16 protein-coding genes are annotated in these 17188 nt (G+C 55.1%); 6 read left to right on the forward strand and 10 right to left on the reverse strand.

Translation table 11 applies throughout. The features are described 5' to 3' along the window. The 4 genes from dnaA (at window position 1) to gyrB (ending at window position 6115) form a co-directional block, all read left to right on the forward strand. Window positions 1-1374, forward strand: a complete 1374-nt coding sequence (gene dnaA, locus K0H79_RS00005) for a chromosomal replication initiator protein DnaA (protein WP_220066202.1) — start codon at window positions 1-3, stop codon at window positions 1372-1374. Window positions 1375-1393: 19 nt separating this feature from the next. After that, the gene (dnaN, locus tag K0H79_RS00010) at window positions 1394-2494 is read left to right on the forward strand and encodes a DNA polymerase III subunit beta (RefSeq protein WP_011758137.1); all 1101 of its coding nucleotides are present in this window, start codon (window positions 1394-1396) and stop codon (window positions 2492-2494) included. A 27-nt stretch (window positions 2495-2521) separates the two neighbouring features. Further along, window positions 2522-3604 (forward strand): DNA replication/repair protein RecF, encoded by a 1083-nt coding sequence (gene recF, locus K0H79_RS00015; RefSeq protein WP_220076908.1) that lies wholly within the window; start codon window positions 2522-2524, stop codon window positions 3602-3604. Between the two features lie 93 nt (window positions 3605-3697). Next, window positions 3698-6115, forward strand: coding sequence for a DNA topoisomerase (ATP-hydrolyzing) subunit B (gene gyrB / locus K0H79_RS00020; protein WP_220076909.1), 2418 nt, complete (start codon window positions 3698-3700; stop codon window positions 6113-6115). A gap of 46 nt (window positions 6116-6161) precedes the next feature. On the opposite strand, the gene K0H79_RS00025 is transcribed toward gyrB, so the two are convergent. The 8 genes from K0H79_RS00025 to pxpB form a co-directional block, all read right to left on the reverse strand. Continuing rightward, window positions 6162-6926 carry a hypothetical protein gene (locus K0H79_RS00025; RefSeq protein ID WP_220076910.1) on the reverse strand — a complete coding sequence of 255 codons (765 nt, stop codon included), beginning with the start codon at window positions 6924-6926 and terminating at the stop codon, window positions 6162-6164. 98 nt (window positions 6927-7024) lie between these two features. Next, window positions 7025-7426 carry an NUDIX hydrolase gene (locus K0H79_RS00030; RefSeq protein WP_220076911.1) on the reverse strand — a complete coding sequence of 134 codons (402 nt, stop codon included), beginning with the start codon at window positions 7424-7426 and terminating at the stop codon, window positions 7025-7027. After that, window positions 7426-8079 (reverse strand): pyroglutamyl-peptidase I, encoded by a 654-nt coding sequence (pcp, locus tag K0H79_RS00035; RefSeq protein WP_220076912.1) that lies wholly within the window; start codon window positions 8077-8079, stop codon window positions 7426-7428. Before pcp ends, K0H79_RS00030 begins: the two co-directional genes overlap by 1 nt. An 11-nt stretch (window positions 8080-8090) precedes the next feature. Next, a complete protein-coding gene (locus K0H79_RS00040) occupies window positions 8091-9074 on the reverse strand; it encodes a DUF979 domain-containing protein (protein ID WP_220076913.1) in 984 nt (327 codons plus the stop codon). Beyond that, a complete protein-coding gene (locus tag K0H79_RS00045) occupies window positions 9071-9811 on the reverse strand; it encodes a DUF969 domain-containing protein (RefSeq protein ID WP_408733361.1) in 741 nt (246 codons plus the stop codon). The genes K0H79_RS00040 and K0H79_RS00045 overlap by 4 nt, the downstream gene beginning before the upstream one ends. Further along, entirely contained in the window at window positions 9801-10526 is a 726-nt protein-coding gene (gene pxpA, locus K0H79_RS00050; RefSeq protein WP_220076914.1) for a 5-oxoprolinase subunit PxpA, read from the reverse strand. Before pxpA ends, K0H79_RS00045 begins: the two co-directional genes overlap by 11 nt. Then, complete coding sequence (locus K0H79_RS00055; RefSeq protein WP_220076915.1) at window positions 10519-11451, reverse strand: biotin-dependent carboxyltransferase family protein; 933 nt, start codon at window positions 11449-11451, stop codon at window positions 10519-10521. The genes pxpA and K0H79_RS00055 overlap by 8 nt, the downstream gene beginning before the upstream one ends. Next, window positions 11444-12115 carry a 5-oxoprolinase subunit PxpB gene (gene pxpB, locus K0H79_RS00060; protein WP_220076916.1) on the reverse strand — a complete coding sequence of 224 codons (672 nt, stop codon included), beginning with the start codon at window positions 12113-12115 and terminating at the stop codon, window positions 11444-11446. Before pxpB ends, K0H79_RS00055 begins: the two co-directional genes overlap by 8 nt. Window positions 12116-12369: 254 nt before the next feature. Between pxpB and K0H79_RS00065 the strand changes: the two genes are divergently transcribed. After that, complete coding sequence (locus K0H79_RS00065; RefSeq protein WP_220076917.1) at window positions 12370-13425, forward strand: HDOD domain-containing protein; 1056 nt, start codon at window positions 12370-12372, stop codon at window positions 13423-13425. A gap of 71 nt (window positions 13426-13496) precedes the next feature. Here K0H79_RS00065 and glyS read toward each other — a convergent pair whose 3' ends face one another. Together glyS and glyQ are read right to left on the reverse strand one after the other, a co-directional pair. Further along, window positions 13497-15566: a glycine--tRNA ligase subunit beta gene (gene glyS, locus K0H79_RS00070; protein WP_220076918.1), complete on the reverse strand. Its 2070-nt coding sequence runs from the start codon at window positions 15564-15566 to the stop codon at window positions 13497-13499. Between the two features lie 12 nt (window positions 15567-15578). Next, the gene (gene glyQ / locus K0H79_RS00075) at window positions 15579-16484 is read right to left on the reverse strand and encodes a glycine--tRNA ligase subunit alpha (RefSeq protein ID WP_126168880.1); all 906 of its coding nucleotides are present in this window, start codon (window positions 16482-16484) and stop codon (window positions 15579-15581) included. 110 nt (window positions 16485-16594) lie between these two features. Here glyQ and K0H79_RS00080 point away from each other — a divergent pair, with 110 nt between their 5' ends. Then, window positions 16595-17164 (forward strand): DNA-3-methyladenine glycosylase I, encoded by a 570-nt coding sequence (locus K0H79_RS00080; protein WP_220076919.1) that lies wholly within the window; start codon window positions 16595-16597, stop codon window positions 17162-17164. Window positions 17165-17188: the final 24 nt, after the last annotated feature.

A 17188-nucleotide genomic window follows, 5' to 3' on the forward strand; every position in this document is an offset into this window, starting at 1 on the left:
GTGGCGGTTTCACTTTGGCAACAGTGTATCGGCAGGCTGCAGGATGAGCTCTCTGCACAGCAATTCAGCATGTGGATCAGACCGTTACAGGCCGAAATGGAAGGTGACACCCTGGTGCTTTATGCGCCAAACCGCTTCGTGTTGGATTGGGTACGCGACAAGTACATCAATTCCATCAACCAATTTTTTACCGAGCAAATGGGGGATAATGCCCCAAAACTGCGCTTTGATATCGGCAGTCGTCCCTCTGCCAAACCTCAAGCTCAGGCTCCTGCCCCTGTTAAGGCCGCTGCGCCTCAGCCCAAGCCAGGCAACAGCTTCGTCAGCCAGCCTGAGCCTGCTGTCAGCAATCATCGCAGTAACATCAATCCCACCTATCAGTTTGATAACTTTGTAGAAGGTAAATCGAACCAGTTGGGTAAGGCCGCGGCATTGCAAGTGGCTGAAAATCCAGGCGGCGCTTATAACCCGCTGTTTTTGTATGGTGGTACCGGTCTGGGTAAAACCCACCTGCTGCACGCAGTGGGCAATGGCATTATTAAAAACAATCCCAATGCCAAAGTGGTGTACATGCATTCCGAGCGCTTTGTGCAGGACATGGTCAAGGCGCTGCAAAACAATGCCATCGAAGAGTTCAAGCGTTATTACCGCAGTGTCGATGCGCTCTTTATCGATGACATCCAATTTTTTGCCAACAAAGACAGATCCCAGGAAGAATTTTTCCACACCTTCAACGCGCTGCTGGAAGGCAATCATCAGATCATCCTGACGTCGGATCGCTATCCCAAAGAAATCGATGGGGTAGAAGACAGGCTCAAGTCCCGCTTCGGCTGGGGCTTAACGGTTGCCATCGAGCCGCCTGAATTGGAAACCCGGGTAGCAATTTTGATGCGCAAGGCCCAGGAGAGCGGCATCAACCTGCCCGATGAAGTGGCTTTCTTTATTGCCAAGCGTTTGCGTTCCAACGTACGTGAGCTGGAAGGCGCCCTGAACCGGGTTATTGCCAACGCGAATTTCACCGGTCGGCCCATCACTATCGATTTTGTGCGCGAAGCACTGCGTGACCTCTTGGCTCTGCAGGAAAAATTGGTCACTATAGACAACATTCAGAAGACGGTGGCCGAATACTACAAAATCAAAATGGCTGACATGTTGTCAAAGCGTCGTTCCCGCAGTGTGGCACGCCCAAGACAAATGGCCATGGCCCTCTCCAAAGAGCTGACCAACCAAAGCTTGCCCGAGATTGGCGATGCCTTTGGTGGCCGCGACCACACGACTGTGCTGCACGCCTGTCGCAAGATCGCCCAGCTGCGCGAAGAGAGCCACGATATTAAAGAAGATTATGCCAACCTGATTCGTACCTTATCTTCCTAAAAGACAGGGATTGGACACGATGAAATTTTCTATTGATAGGGATGCGCTGTTAAAACCGTTGCAGCTGGTAAGCGGAGCGGTGGAAAGACGGCATAATCTGCCTATTCTGGCGAATCTTTTAGTGGAAGTAAGTGGTCACTCACTTAAGATGACCGGCACCGACCTGGAAGTGGAGCTCGTGGGTGAAGCCACGGTTCACGGTGATGTTCAGGAAGGCCGCACGACAGTGCCCGCCAAGAAGTTACTGGATATCGTCAAGTCCCTGCCAGAGCAGACCGAAATCAAGGTCGAGCAGCAGGAAAACAAATGGTTGCTGCGCTGCGGTCGCAGCCGTTTCTCTCTGGCAACCCTGCCAGCCGAAGAATACCCCAATGTCGAGGCATTCCGCCCGGACATCGAATTTACCCTAAAGCAGGGCACCCTCAAGTCGCTTATCGACTCCACTCAGTTTTCCATGGCAAACCAGGATGTGCGTTACTACCTTAACGGCCTGTTGATTGAGACTGAGGGTAATGTACTGCGTGCCGTGGCAACCGACGGTCATCGTCTGGCGCTGAGCCATCGCATGATTGAAGCCTCATTGCCTGAGAAGCAGGTGATTGTGCCCCGTAAGGGTGTGGTGGAACTGTCGCGCCTGCTCGATGCAGAAGATCAGGACATCACCCTGGCTATAGGTGAGAGCGCTATTCGTGCTACCACTGCCACAGCCGTATTCACCAGTAAGCTGGTGGACGGTCGCTTCCCCGACTATCGTCGGGTGCTGCCCAAGGGCGGTGACAAGATAGTGATAGCCAGTCGTAACCAGCTCAAACAGGCACTGCTACGGGCGTCGATTCTGTCGAACGAAAAATTCCGTGGCGTGCGTATCCTGCTGGAAGATGGCTTGCTTAAAATCACCGCCAACAACCCCGAGCAGGAAGAAGCCGAAGAAATCATCGACGTGGATTACAACTCCACCACCCTCGAAATAGGCTTTAACGTCTCCTATTTGCTGGATGTGCTCAACAGCCTGCGCTCCGATGAAGTGCGTGTCACCCTCATCGACAGTAACTCCAGTGCCCTGATTGAAAACCACGTGGAAGAAGACTCCATGTACGTGGTCATGCCAATGAGGCTCTAAGACCGTCGTTGACGAGTCTTTGTTGGTATGAGCCTCAGTCGTCTCTCCATCGACGCATTTCGCAATATTGATTCAGCCCAGCTTGCCCCAGGCGCCGGGCTGAATCTTATTTATGGCCATAACGGCAGCGGAAAAACCAGTATCCTCGAAGCTATTTACTTTTTGGGCATGGGCCGCTCGTTCCGAAGTCATTTGTCCCAGCGGGTTATCCAGAACGATGCCGACAGTCTGACGCTGTTTGCGGTAGCCCAAGGGCAGGCCGGGGACAGTCGTATCGGTCTGCGGCGGCATCGCAGTGGCGATACCGAAGTCAAAATCGACGGCGAAAAGGTTAAGCGACTGTCGCAATTGGCCGAAGCCTTACCCATTCAGGTGATCACTCCCGAGAGCTTTTCACTGCTGTTTGAGGGACCTTCGGCGCGGCGTCAATTTATCGATTGGGGCGCCTTCCATGCCTCCAAACAGTTTCATCTGGCATGGATGAATACACGCAGAATTTTAAAGCAAAGAAATCAGCTGCTTAGAGATGGAGCCAGTTACGAACACATCGCTTTCTGGGATAAGGAATTAATTCGCTATGCCCTTGAAGTCACAGCGATAAGAAACGATTATGTAGGCTCGTTAAATGGCGTGCTTAAGGGTATAATCGGGGAGTTTTTACCCGATGTGGATATCCGGGTTTCTTTCACCCGTGGCTGGGACAGCAAGACCGACTTTGCCGAGTTGCTCCAGACCCAGTATGCGCGGGATTTGGCCATAGGTCATACGGTCAGCGGACCCCATAAGGCAGACCTCAGATTGCGGGTTGGTACTTTGCCCGCACAGGATGCGCTATCCCGCGGCCAACTGAAACTATTGGTGTGTGCCTTGCGCATTGCCCAGGGCAAGTTGCTCAAGCAACAAATCGATAAACACAGCATCTATTTGGTGGACGATCTGCCCTCCGAGTTGGATGCCAAGCACAGGCAGCTGTTGCTGAAGGAACTAATAGAGACGGGGGCGCAATTGTTTGTCACCGCCATCGAACCTTCAGCCATTGTGGATTCTTTGCCTGTGCCCCCCGACAGGATGTTTCATGTACAGGCCGGCCGGGTAACACAGACTAAATAAGGAAGGGGCAGGCCCCGGGGAGAGGTTATCCCCAGAGTCCTCCCAGTATGTTGACGGGAAGATGCACCCTTCCATAACCGACGAGAGAGAAATATGTCAGAGAATACTTACGATTCGTCGAGTATTAAGGTACTTAAAGGCCTTGATGCAGTACGCAAAAGACCCGGGATGTATATCGGTGACACCGACGATGGCACAGGTCTGCATCACATGGTGTTTGAGGTCGTCGACAACTCTATCGACGAAGCCCTGGCCGGGCATTGCAGCGAAATCACCATCACCATCCATGTGGATGGTTCAGTCTCGGTAAAAGACGATGGCCGTGGTATTCCGGTAGCCATTCACCCTGAAGAAGGGGTGTCTGCCGCAGAAGTGATCATGACGGTACTGCACGCCGGTGGTAAGTTCGACGACAACTCCTATAAGGTGTCTGGTGGTCTGCACGGTGTGGGTGTGTCAGTGGTAAACGCCCTGTCCAAAAAGCTGCAGCTGACCATTCGCCGTGAAGGCAAGGTACACGAGCAGTTTTATACCCATGGTGTGCCTGACGCGCCAATCAAGGTTGTTGGTGATGCAACCAAAACCGGTACCGAAGTCCGTTTTTGGCCCAGCGAACAAACCTTCTCCGACACCCTGTTTCATTTCGATATTCTCGCCAAGCGCGTTCGCGAGCTGTCGTTCCTGAACTCTGGCGTAGGTATTCGTTTGGTTGACGAGCGCGACAACAAAGACGAATTCTTCAAGTATGAAGGTGGTATCAGTGCTTTCGTTGAGTACCTGAACCGCAACAAGACCCCGGTAAACAAGGACATCTTCCACTTCGCCCAAGAGCGCGAAGACGGTATTACCGTGGAAGTGGCCATGCAGTGGAACGATGGTTTCCAGGAAAACATCTACTGCTTTACCAACAACATTCCCCAGCGTGACGGTGGTACCCACCTGGCCGGTTTCCGTGGCGCGCTGACCCGTAACCTCAACAACTACATGGAAGCTGAGGGTTACAACAAGAAGAACAAAACCAATGCCACCGGTGATGATGCCCGTGAAGGTTTGACCGCTGTCATTTCGGTGAAGGTGCCGGATCCCAAGTTCAGCTCCCAGACCAAAGACAAGCTGGTTTCCAGTGAAGTGAAGTCGGCTGTTGAGCAGACCATGGGTGAAAAGCTGGGTGATTACCTGCTGGAAAACCCCACAGACGCCAAACTGATTGTGGGCAAGATCATCGATGCGGCCCGTGCCCGTGAAGCGGCCCGTAAGGCCCGCGAGATGACCCGCCGTAAAGGTGCGTTGGACCTGGGTGGTCTGCCAGGTAAGCTGGCTGACTGTCAGGAAAAAGATCCCGGACTCTCCGAAATCTACATAGTGGAGGGTGATTCGGCCGGTGGCTCTGCCAAACAAGGCCGAAACCGTAAAAATCAGGCGATTCTGCCACTGAAGGGTAAAATCCTTAACGTAGAAAAAGCCCGTTTCGACAAGATGCTGTCTTCTCAGGAAGTGGCAACCCTTATCACCGCCCTGGGCTGTGGTATTGGCCGCGATGAGTACGACCCGGATAAGACCCGTTATCACTACATCATCATCATGACGGATGCTGACGTGGACGGTTCTCACATTCGTACCCTGCTGCTGACCTTCTTCTTCCGTCAGATGCCTGAGCTGATTGAGCGTGGTTACGTGTATATCGCCCAGCCACCTCTGTACAAGGTGAAAAAGGGTAAGCACGAGCAGTACCTGAAAGACGATCCGGCCCTGACCGAGTTTTTGACCACAGGTGCACTCGACGGCGCTTCTATTCACCCATCACAGGGTGCGCCCGGCATGAGCGGTGAGCCGCTGGAAAAACTGGTGAATCAGTACCGTGAAGTGGAAGGCATCATCGCCCGTCTGGATCTGCGTTATCCAGAGGTGCTGACCGACCGTATGCTCTATCACCCTGTGCTGAGCAACGACATGCTGGCGGATCAGGCCAAGGTCCAGGCCTGGTGTGATGCCTTTGTCGCCGATCTGGTTGAGCGTGAAAGCAGCGGCGTACTTTACAACGCCGTGGCCGAGCACGATCCGGAGCGTCAGGTGTACGTACCCAAGGTGACCCTGCGTCGCCACGGTATCGACCACGAGTACCTGTTCAGCTATGACTTCTTCCAATCCAGCGACTATCGCAAGATGGGCGCCCTGGCCAACGCACTCGATGGCCTGATTGAAGAAGGTGGTTACGTACAGCGCGGCGAGAAAGTGAAGCCAGTGACCAGCTTTATTGAAGCCCTCGACTGGCTGGTGGGTGAGTCCAAGCGCGGCCTCTACATCCAGCGCTATAAGGGTCTGGGTGAGATGAACCCAGAGCAGCTGTGGGAAACCACCATGGATCCTGAGAGCCGCCGTATGCTGCAGGTGACCATTGAAGACGCCATTGCCGCCGATCAGCTGTTTACTTGTTTGATGGGTGACCAGGTTGAGCCGCGCCGCGACTTTATTGAAGCCAACGCCCTGAACGTGGCCAACCTCGACGTGTAACCGTCCGGTTCGGAACAAAAAAGGGAAAGCAGCTGCTTTCCCTTTTTTATACGCCCGATGCCACCAGGTAGAAGTATTCGCCGAATTCTGCAGATTTGTCATAGGAAGCAGCGGTGCTTCTGAATGTCCACCAGCTTTCATCCACCATCTCTTTAAAGATTTTGTCCCAACCCTTGGGTATCAACTCAAAGCCTCTTATTTCGCAGGTCTTCTTTTTACAGTTGATGGCCTGAATTTCCACGTCACCCGACTGGGCATGGGTCAGGATAAAGTCACTGATCTGTTGTTCCATTACCACGGCCCAATCATCATCTTTGGGTTCGGTTTGAAGAGTGATGAACAGCTCTGCAAGCATTCCTTGCTGTTTTGCCATCAGAGCGGCGAAAGGCGCTGGCAGGTAGCGCTCGGCATCCTCAACCGCCACCGAGTCGGCCCTTTTGTCGGGCGAATTATTCTGCATAGAGTCTTGGGCGGCATCGGTACTTGCCGTAAGAGCTTTGGTCTCGGCCGCCTCCTTATGGAGCGCTTCTTTTAAATAATCATTTTCGCTCTGCAGTGCTGCGATGGTGCGCTGCAATGCGGCAATCGTTTCTGTGCTTTTATCACCCGCGGCGCTGCTGCCTGTGTTATCGGTTTGCGTTTGGACTGAGAAGGGCGGCTGAGTGGGATTTGGCTTCTCTGCAACTGCGGGCGGCATGAGCGGTTGTAAAGCCGTTATGGCGGCGGTCGGCTGTTTGCTGACAACATAGCCCAGAGCGACCCCTGCCATCAAACACACGCCACTCTGGAGCCAGGATTGTTTCACTATCACGGTATGCCTCCATGCATTTTAAAATCATTCAATAAGTTAACTAGAAAATTACTTTGATAGGCTGCCGTTTTCTACAGTGCCGATGTTCATGGCTGTCGCTAAAATGCGGCGCTTTGCACTTGCCCGTTAAAGTCGAAACACTCTTGTATTCGGCGCTGCTGGACCGCTGACAGGCTGTCTGGGGCGAAGAAACCATATTCACTGTGCTCTGGGCTCAGGATTATATGCGGGCTTGTCAGGCGGGCGCGAAAGATAAAGGCCTGCGAGTTATAGACCGAGTGAAAATACACGCCACTGAGATAGTCGATACTGACTTGCTGCCCGAGTTCCTCCAGACATTCGCGCATCAGTGCCTGATGTATGGTTTCGCCCGGCTCCAGGGCGCCGCCGGGCAGGCCCCAATGACGGTTGCCGTAATTTGCCTTGAGCAGTAGCACCTTACCCTCATCATTGGTGATCACTGCGTGGCAGCTCAAACGAAAGGTATCGTCGAAGGCCATCAGTGGGTCAGTCCTGCGCTCTCGTGGATGTCGGTGGCCGTGGTGACGGCTGTGGCCAGCATCAGTCGCAGGCCGTGGATAACGGTTTCCAGTGCCATTGATGGCGTGCCCGGCAGCCGTGAGGCTTGTTCAGGTGCCAGCGGAATATGCAAAAAGCCGCCGCGGCATTCAGGGGTTTGGCTTAGCTGATGCAGCATGCCATAGAGCACATGGTTGCAGACAAAGGTGCCGGCGGTATTGGACACGGCCGCAGGGATCCCGGCTTCGCGCAGGTCGCGCACCATGGCCTTGATGGGCAGGGTGGCAAAGTAGGCCGCCGGACCCTCTGCTATCACGGGTTCATCGATGGGCTGCTGGCCACGATTATCGGCAATACGGGCATCGTCGATATTGATGCCAATACGCTCAAGGGTCAGCTCACTGCGTCCGCTTGCCTGACCAACACACAGCACCAGAGCTGGCTGGTGGTAATCGATGGCCTCGGTTAGCTGGCTGAGCGCATCGTGGAATACGCAGGGCAGCTTGATGGCCTTGATCCTGTGGCGGCAGATAAGCTCGCCATCGAGGTTTTTTACCGCCTCCCAGGATGGGTTAATTACCTCGCCGCCAAAGGGTTCAAATCCGGTCAGCAAAATCAGTGGCACGGGTTTCATAATGGGCTCGCTCAGTCAAAAACGATGAAATACATCAGGAATATGTTGGTTGTCAGCAGCGCCAGCGCCGTAGGGAGCTGCACCTTGATGACCTGATATTTGTCGTCGAGGTCGAGCAGCGCTGCCGGCACTATATTGAAGTTGGCAGCCATGGGCGTCATCAGGGTGCCACAATAACCCGAGTACATGCCAATGGCCATCAGGGGCGCCGGACTGGCGCCTTGCCCTTCAATCAAAAACGGCAGGGCGATACCGGCGGTCATCACCGGGAAGGCGGCAAAGGCATTGCCCATGATCATGGTAAACAGCGCCATGCCCACACAGTAAATAACCACCAGTCCAAAGCGATTATTGGGGTCAACAAACAGACTGACCAGCGCCTTGATGCTGTCGCCGGTTTGCGCCACCACAAACACGCCTCCCAGCATAGCCAACATTTGTGGCAGAATTGCGGCCCAGCCGATGCTGTCTACCAGTCGGCGCGATTCGGCCACCGCCTTGAGCGGGTTATCGCCGGTCAGACGCCAGCCCACCAGCAGGGCGATGCCGCATGCCAGCGCCAGTGCCGCCAAGGTTTGATGTTTGGGATCGAGCAGGAGCACATCACCGACGCTGACTCCGGCAAGCAGCAGGGTAGCCGCTACCGTCAGCAGGGGGATAAGCAGTGCCGGCAAAAAGATGCGATTACCCAGCCGCTCGGCGCTGGCCACTTTCTGCGCCGGGCTGGTTTCCTGATAGCTGCCAAGACTGACCCAGCCCATTCCCGCCAGCACGGCGATACCAATCACCATGGCGCCGGCAATCTGGTGCGCCAATTTGGCGCCCAGGGTATCTACCGCCAGATCGCCAAACAGGAACAGGCTGCCAAACAAGCCCCAAAACAGGGCCGTGGTCAGCCGTTTGGGATGTTGTTTGTCTTTCAGGGTCAGTATCACCAAAATGGCCACCACCAGCCCAATCAGCAGATAGATATCGTCGATACTGATAAGGCTCATGCTTCGGCCTCCTGTTGATTGGCGTCTTCCTTCGCCTGCCATTGGGCTATATCGCGGCGAATGCCGGCTTCCAGCCTTGAGAGCCGGAACAGATGAATAATCAGTGCCGCAATGGCGGTGGGGATTGCCCACAGGCCTATGTGCAAAGGCTCGATGCCGTGGATGCCATTTTCTTTGAGGAAGGCATCCATCAACAGCACGGCGCCGAAGGCGATAAAGATGTCTTCACCAAAGAACATGGCCACATTGTCACAGGCTGCGGCGTGGGCAGCGATTTTGTCGCGAATGGGTTTGGGCAGTGCCCCGTAGGCATTGATGGCGGCGGCTTCGGCCATGGGGGCCAGCAGCGGTCTCACCGTTTGGGCGTGGCCGCCAAGGCTTAACAGCCCCAGCGCGGCACTGGCTTCGCGCACCACAAAGTAGAGCGACAAAATGCGCGCCGTGGTGGCGCTTTTGATGGTGGCAATCCAGCCCTTGGCACGCTCCCTGAGACCGTGCCGCTCCAGCAGGGCTATCACCGGCAGGATCAGCAGAAAAGACGCCAGCTGGCGGCTGGAGAGAAACTTCTCGCCAAAGGTCTCCAGCAAAGTCGCGGCATCCATGCCAACGGCCCAGCCGGTAATAAGCCCCGCAAGGGTAACAACCAGCAAGGGGTTGAATCTCAAGGCGAAGCCCAGCACCACCACGGGTATGCCGATCAGCGGCCAGTAGTTGAGGGCGAGCAGCTCATTCAGCATGGCTTGCCTCCAGCAATGCCCGTATGCGGCGGGCAAACTGCAACGCCTCGGGATTGTCACCGTGCAGGCACAGGGTGTCGGCCCTTAATCTGAGCGGCGCGCCATCGATACTGGCGGCCTTGCCCGACATTAACGCCTGCACCTGTGCCAGCGCTTCGGCTTGGTTGTGGATTACGGCCCCCGGTTTTTGCCGCGATACCAGGGACGCGTCGGCCTCGTAGCGGCGGTCAGCAAAGGCCTCCGCCTGCACCTTAAGGCCTGCCTCACGGGCCCATTGCAGCAGGGGGCTCGCCGCCAACCCCATTAGCACCAGCTTGGAGTCGACGGCCTGTATCGCCTCGATTAGGCATGTGGCCAACTCTTTATCGAAAGCGGCCTGATTGTAGAGGGCGCCATGGGGTTTCACGTGAAACATTACCGCGCCTTCTTCATCGCAAATCTGCTTCAGGGCCTGGATTTGGGCGATAAGGCTGGTGGTCAGCTCGGTGGCATCCATGTTCATCGGCAAGCGGCCAAAGTTGGCTTTATCGGGGAATGACGGATGGGCGCCAATCAGGCAGCCGTTTGCCATGGCAAGCTTTACCGTGGCGCGCATGCTGTCTGAGTCGCCGGCGTGGCCACCACAGGCTATGTTGGCGGCATCCACAAGCGCGAGAATCTCGGCATCAAAAGGATAGCCTTCGCCCACATCGGCGTTTAACTGAAGATTAGACATGGGCTTCTCCGCTGCCCAGGGCGCGGCCGAGGCGATAAAAATACTGTTTCCAGCGTTCACAGGCCGCCAGCGCTTCGGCGCGATCGACCAACACAAATTGCAGTGATTGCCCTGGCCGAGCCTGGGCGAGTTTCCACAGATCGGCCTCAATCACTGTGGCCACAATCGGATAACCGCCGGTGGTTTGCGCATCGTTTAACAGCACTATGGGTTGTCCCGATGGCGGCAGTTGAATGACCCCGGGGAACACGCCCTGGGAGGCCATCTCCAGCGGCGCCTTCAGGCGCAGCGCTGGCCCCGTCAATCTGCCGCCCATACGATTGCTGCTTGGCTGTAGTTGCCACGTTGACTCTGTGAGTATTGAGGTTTCGGCGAGCAGGGGATATTGCGGCCCTGGCAACACCCTTATCTGATTGTCCCAAGGGCTTTGCATAGCGCCTACCTGATGCTTCAGCGACCGTTCTGGCCCAAGCTCAAGTCGGTCGCCGGACCTCAGTGCTCGTCCTTCAAGACCGCCCAGGCCACTGGATAAATCTGTGCTGGCCGAGCCCATAAACAGGGGCACCTGAATACCGCCGTCCACCGCCAAATAGGCTCGCATTCCTGCCTTTGGGCCGCGCAGGCTAAGTGTCTGTCCGGCTTTAATCAGGCTGCGCCAGCCGCTCCAGACCGGCTTGGCATCGATTCGGGCATCGAAGTCGGCACCTGTGAGCGCAATCCAGGCATCGCGATTAAATCTAAGACTCGACTGACCGAGAGCAAACTCGAGGCCAGCAGTGTTATCCGGATTCCCCAGCAACCGGTTGGCGAGCAGCAGAGCCTGACGGTCCAGCGCGCCACTGCGGGGCAGGCCCAGATGGGCAACGCCGCTGCGGCCGAGATCCTGCACCGTGGTTTGAATGCCTGCCAGCATCACTTCAAGCATAGTGCCCTCCCTCGACAAAAATCACTCTGTCGCCTGGTGACAGCAGGCAAGGGGAGTTGGCGGTGGCATCAAATAGCTGCGTATGAGTTCTACCTATGAGATGCCAGCCGCCGGGGGCCGTGCAGGGATAAATACCTGTTTGAGCACCACCTATTCCGACGCTGCCGGCGGGAACCGCTTGCCTGGGTGTGGCCAGTCTGGGAGTGTGCAGTGTATTTGACAGGCCACTGAGGTAGGGAAATCCGGGTAAGAATCCGATAAAGAGGACCCGATAATTGCCTTGGGTGTGGAGACGAATGATGTCCCGGCTATTCAGTCCGTGCCGGGTGGCCAATGATTCCAGGTCGGGGCCAGCTTCGCCACCGTAACTGACAGGAATAATATGCTCGCGTCCTTTATGAATATCAGGGCTGGCGGTGCGATGAAACTCCGCCTCTAACCAGCGACACCACAGCTCGGGGTCCTGATTGTCACTCAGTCTTAACGTCAGGTTGTTCATCCCGGGCACGGTATCCAACACGCCGTCTCGGTCCCGGCACCTATTGGCCAGCTGCCAGATACGGCTCTGGATATGCAGACAAACCTCGGGGTTTGACGAAAGCGGCAAGCCAAGGAATACCTGATACTCACCCAAAACCGAGATTTGGGGAGAAAGAGACTGCATGGGGGATATTCCTTAAGCCAAACATCTTCTGAACCTAAAAAAAGCCCCCACCAGTGTCAATAAATTGATCCATAAATGTTGTTTTATTTGGGGTTTGTTAAGTTGAGGTTCAGCTGCACTATCCAGGGTTGCCGTCACGTATCTGTGACGAACAGGGCTGGCAATTTCTGACCGAAAGCCTAGTATTTAATCTTGAACTTCTGCCATAACCTGCTTGATAAATCGGGTTTTTCATTGGAAGGAAACCGTCCTTAATGCGGCTTTTCAGCAAGCTTTTCAATATTCGTGACAATACAGTGGTGGAGCGTCCCCGCAGCCTTTCCGGCGAAGGTATAGCCGCTAAGGCCCAAAACCGGGTTGCCGAGAAGATATCTTCAACCCCCAACGATACCGATACGGTTGCTGCACCTACCGTGGATGTGGAGGCACTCTTTTACAGCCTGCTGTTTGCAACCAGTCATAAAGATACCGGCGGCATTGCCAATAACCTTGAAAAGCGGCTGATCGGCAACGTGGAGTCTGCACTGGCCGACCCCAAGGTGATTGCCGAAAAGGTTTTCAAACTGCCCCACGATTTGATTGAATTGGATAAACAGCTTGCCAATCCGGAGGTCGACACCGATGAGGTGATAGCGCTAATCAAGCGCGACCCTGTGCTCAGTGCAGAGGTGATCCAGCTGTGTAATGCGCCCGCATTTCATCGGGGAGCCAAGGATATCACCAGCTTACAGCAGGCGGTGGTAATTCTGGGACGCGAACAGCTCAGGCGTTTCGTGAGTGCAGTGAAAGTTAGAGAAGTTGTTGAAATAAAGCCAATTTATTACCGTCGATTCGGCGCTGAGGTATGGCGGCATTCGCTTCAGGTTGCCTATCTGGCCGCCGAGTTGGCCAAAGAGGATCAGGATACCGCCTTTATGCTGGGGCTTATTCACGATGTGGGTAAGATAGCGATTTTTCAGATGTTGCTGGAAGCCTTCGCCAAGGCTGAACCCGGGGAACAGCCAAGATCATGGTTGTTTCGTCAGGTTATGACATCCAAGTCATTGATTTTAAGTGCTGTATTGGCACGATCCTGGCAACTGCCACCGTTATTTTCCCGTTCTCTTGCAGCATTGGCAAATCCAGACAATATGCCCACAGAACCCCTGCCAAAAGCTATCTGGACAGCTAACTATATCAGTGAGTGTTCCATGTTGTGGCAGGCAGCCAGGCTTAAAGAGGCGCAGCTGAACGATTTGCTGGTACGCATAGGCATGGACAGGAAAACCTTTGATCCCCTGCACGATAAGCTCATCCTCTTTACCCGTTGAGAAAGAATTTTAGGCATAAAAAAACGCGCCCTGAGGCGCGTTTTTCTTAACGAGCATTTGCTACTGCTGCATTACTGAAGCAGAGAAATGTCGGCGACGTGCAGGAACTGGTCACGCAGGTTACCAAGCAGTGCCAGACGGTTGTTACGAAGCGCCTGGTCATCGGCCATTACCATTACGTCTTCGAAGAACTGATCCACGCTCTCACGCAGGGCAGCCAGTTCGGTCAGCGCCTGTTGGTAGTTACCGGCAGCAAACAGTGGGGCAATCACAGGTGTGACTTCGGCAAGCTTGTCGGCCAGCGCCTTTTCAGCGGCTTCGCTCAGCAATGCAGCATTGATGCCGCTTGGCAGTTCACCTTCTACCTTGGCCAGAATGTTGGACACACGCTTGTTGGCGGCGGCCAGCGCAGCGGCCTGCTCCAGGGTGCGGAAGTGGCTTACCGCCAGGATGCGGTCATCAAAATCCGCAGGGCGGGTTGGACGACGGGCCAGTACAGCGAGGATAACGTCGGTGCTGATGCCTTTGTCCTGATACCAGGCGCGGAAGCGGGCCATCAGGAACTCGAGCACTTCATCAGCAGCCTGGGCATTGCTGAGGTTGGCACCGTGCAATTCGACTGCTTTGGCAATCAAATCAACCAGATCCAGCGGCAACTTGTTCTCTACGATAATACGCAGTACACCAATGGCGGCACGGCGCAGCGCGAACGGGTCGGCAGCGCCTTTAGGCGCCTGACCGATACCGAAGATGCCAGACAGGGTGTCGAGCTTTTCAGCCAGTGCCACGGCGCAGGAAACACCGGCGCTAGGCACGCTGTCGCCACTGAACTTGGGCTTGTATTGCTCTTCCAGTGCCACAGCAACGGCTTCGGCTTCACCGTCGAGACGCGCATAGTGCATGCCCATGGTGCCCTGGGTGTCGGTGAATTCCATCACCATGTTGGTCATCAGGTCGCACTTTGACAGCAAACCGGCACGGGCGGCGTCTTCGCTGCTGGCGCCAATTTGACCGGCGATAAAGCCGGCGAGGGCAGAGATGCGCTCGGCACGGTCTTTCAGGGTGCCCAGTTGCTTCTGGAATACTACGGTATCCAGGCTTGCCAAGCGGCTAGCAAGAGTGTGCTTCTTGTCGGTGTTGAAGAAGAACTCGGCGTCGGCCAGACGTGGGCGAACCACCTTCTCGTTACCGGAGATGATTTGCGCCGGATCTTTGGACTCGATATTGGCCACAAAAATGAAGTTTGGCAGCAGCTTGCCATCGTTTGAGAACACCGGGAAGTACTTCTGGTCGCCCTTCATGGTGTACACCAGCGCTTCTGCAGGCACGGCCAGGAACTTGTCTTCGAAGTGGGCGGTAAGTACCACTGGCCACTCAACCAGCGAGGCCACTTCTTCCAGCAGGCCTTCTTCGATGTCGGCGTTGCCACCTATCACGGCTGCGGCTTTTTCGGCGTCAATCTTGATAAGGGCTTTACGGGCCTGATAGTCGGCGATGACTTTGCCGCGCTCTTTCAGAGCAGCCAGGTAGTTGTCGGCATGATCAAGACTGAAGCTGGACTCGCCCATAAAGCGGTGGCCGCGGATGATGCGGTCAGACTGGATGCCCAGCACCTCACCGGCAATCAGTTCGCTGCCAAGCAGCAGGGTAACTGTGTGCACGGGGCGGATAAACTGAGTGCTGTTGCTACCCCAACGCATTGGTTTGGGGATAGGCAGCTTGTCCAGCGCGCGCTGGGTTATGGCAGGCACCAGTGCTGCTGTTGGCTCACCGGCGACATTGGCACGATAAACCAGCCATTCACCTTTTTCAGTGGCCAGACGCTCGGCTTCGGCTACGGTAATACCGTTACCACGGGCCCAGCCTTCCGCGGCCTTGGTGGGGTTACCTTCGGCATCGAAAGCGGACTGCACGGCAGGGCCGCGCTTTTCAACGACTTTATCTTCCTGAGCGGTGGCCAGACCCTTAACGTACAGGGCCAGACGACGTGGAGCGGCATACCATTCTATAGATTCAAATGGCAGTTCGGCCTTGGTCAGTTCTTCGCTGAAATTGGCCTGAAAGGATTCGGCCAGGGTGCGGAGCGCTTTCGGTGGCAGCTCTTCGGTACCGATTTCGATGAGCAGGTTTTCGAATTTCATTTAATCTTCCTCTTATTTGCACATCGGGAAGCCGAGGGCTTCGCGGGCCTTGTAGTAGGCTTCGGCAACTGCTTTGGCCATGGTGCGCACACGCAGAATGTAGCGCTGACGCTCGGTCACAGAGATAGCGTGACGGGCATCCAGCAGGTTGAACGCGTGTGAGGCCTTCATGACTTGCTCGTAAGCGGGCAGAGGCAGAGGAGTTTCCAATGACAACAAATGCTGACAGGCTTTTTCGCATTGGTCGAACATGCCGAACAGGAAGTCCACGTCGGCGTGCTCAAAGTTATAGGTAGATTGTTCTACTTCGTTCTGGTGGAACACATCGCCGTAGGTGATGCGACCCATAGGGCCATCGGTCCATACCAGATCGTAAACGCTGTCTACGCCCTGGATGTACATGGCCAGACGCTCGAGACCATAGGTGATTTCACCGGTCACTGGGCTGCATTCGATACCGCCCACTTGCTGGAAGTAGGTGAACTGAGTCACTTCCATGCCGTTGAGCCACACTTCCCAGCCCAGACCCCAGGCGCCCAGTGTTGGCGATTCCCAGTTGTCTTCCACGAAGCGAATGTCGTGGATTTGGGTGTCGATACCCAGGGCTTGCAGCGAGCCTAAGTAGAGTTCCTGAATGTTGTCAGGGGATGGCTTCAATACGACCTGGAACTGGTAGTAGTGTTGCAAGCGGTTCGGGTTTTCACCGTAGCGACCATCGGTTGGGCGGCGTGAAGGCTGCACATAGGCGCTGCTCATTGGCTCGGGGCCGAGGGCACGCAGGAAGGTCTGAGGGTGGAAGGTGCCGGCACCGACTTCCATATCCAGTGGTTGGACAATGGCACAGCCTTGCTGAGCCCAGTAATCCTGCAGGGTCAAAATAAAGCCCTGGAATGTCTTTACGTCGTATTTCGTCGTCATGTCTACTGCTGTCAGCTGAAAATAGAAAATGGGTTCGATTATACCTTGTAGATCTGTGCTTATGTAGGCTATTTTTTAGCGAATTTTGGGCTAAAACACAGGGAAAGACGATGGCAGACAGTAGGAATCGGTGCGCTTGGGTAGGGAACGATAGCCTGTATCAGCAGTATCACGACGAGGTTTGGGGCAGGCCGGTATATGATTCCAGGGAACTCTTTGCCAAGTTATGTCTCGATGGGCAGCAGGCAGGTCTTTCCTGGATCACCATCTTAAAGAAGCAGGCAAATTACGAAGCCGCCTTTGCCTACTTTGAGCCTGCCATCATTGCCAATTTCGATGAGGCCAAGGTGGAGGAGTTAATGCAAAACCCGGGCATAGTCCGTAACCGTGCCAAGGTGAACTCCATTATCCGCAACGCCCGAGCCTACCTGAGTTACGTTGATGCCGGGAATGACTTCTCTGCGTTTTTGTGGAGTTTTGTTGGTGGCGCACCCAAGGTCAATCGGTTTGCGTCCATTTCAGAGGTACCGGCCCAGACGGCGGAATCGGAAGCTATGTCCAAGGCGCTTAAGAAACTCGGCTTTAACTTCGTCGGCCCCACTATTTGCTATGCCTTTATGCAGGCGGTCGGCATGGTGAATGACCACACGGTTGATTGCCATTGCTACCAAAAGTATTGATGCTGGGAGCGACTGGCCAGCCAA

This window comes from Shewanella sp. FJAT-52076, from assembly GCF_019457455.1.
Lineage (GTDB): Bacteria > Pseudomonadota > Gammaproteobacteria > Enterobacterales > Shewanellaceae > Shewanella > Shewanella zhangzhouensis.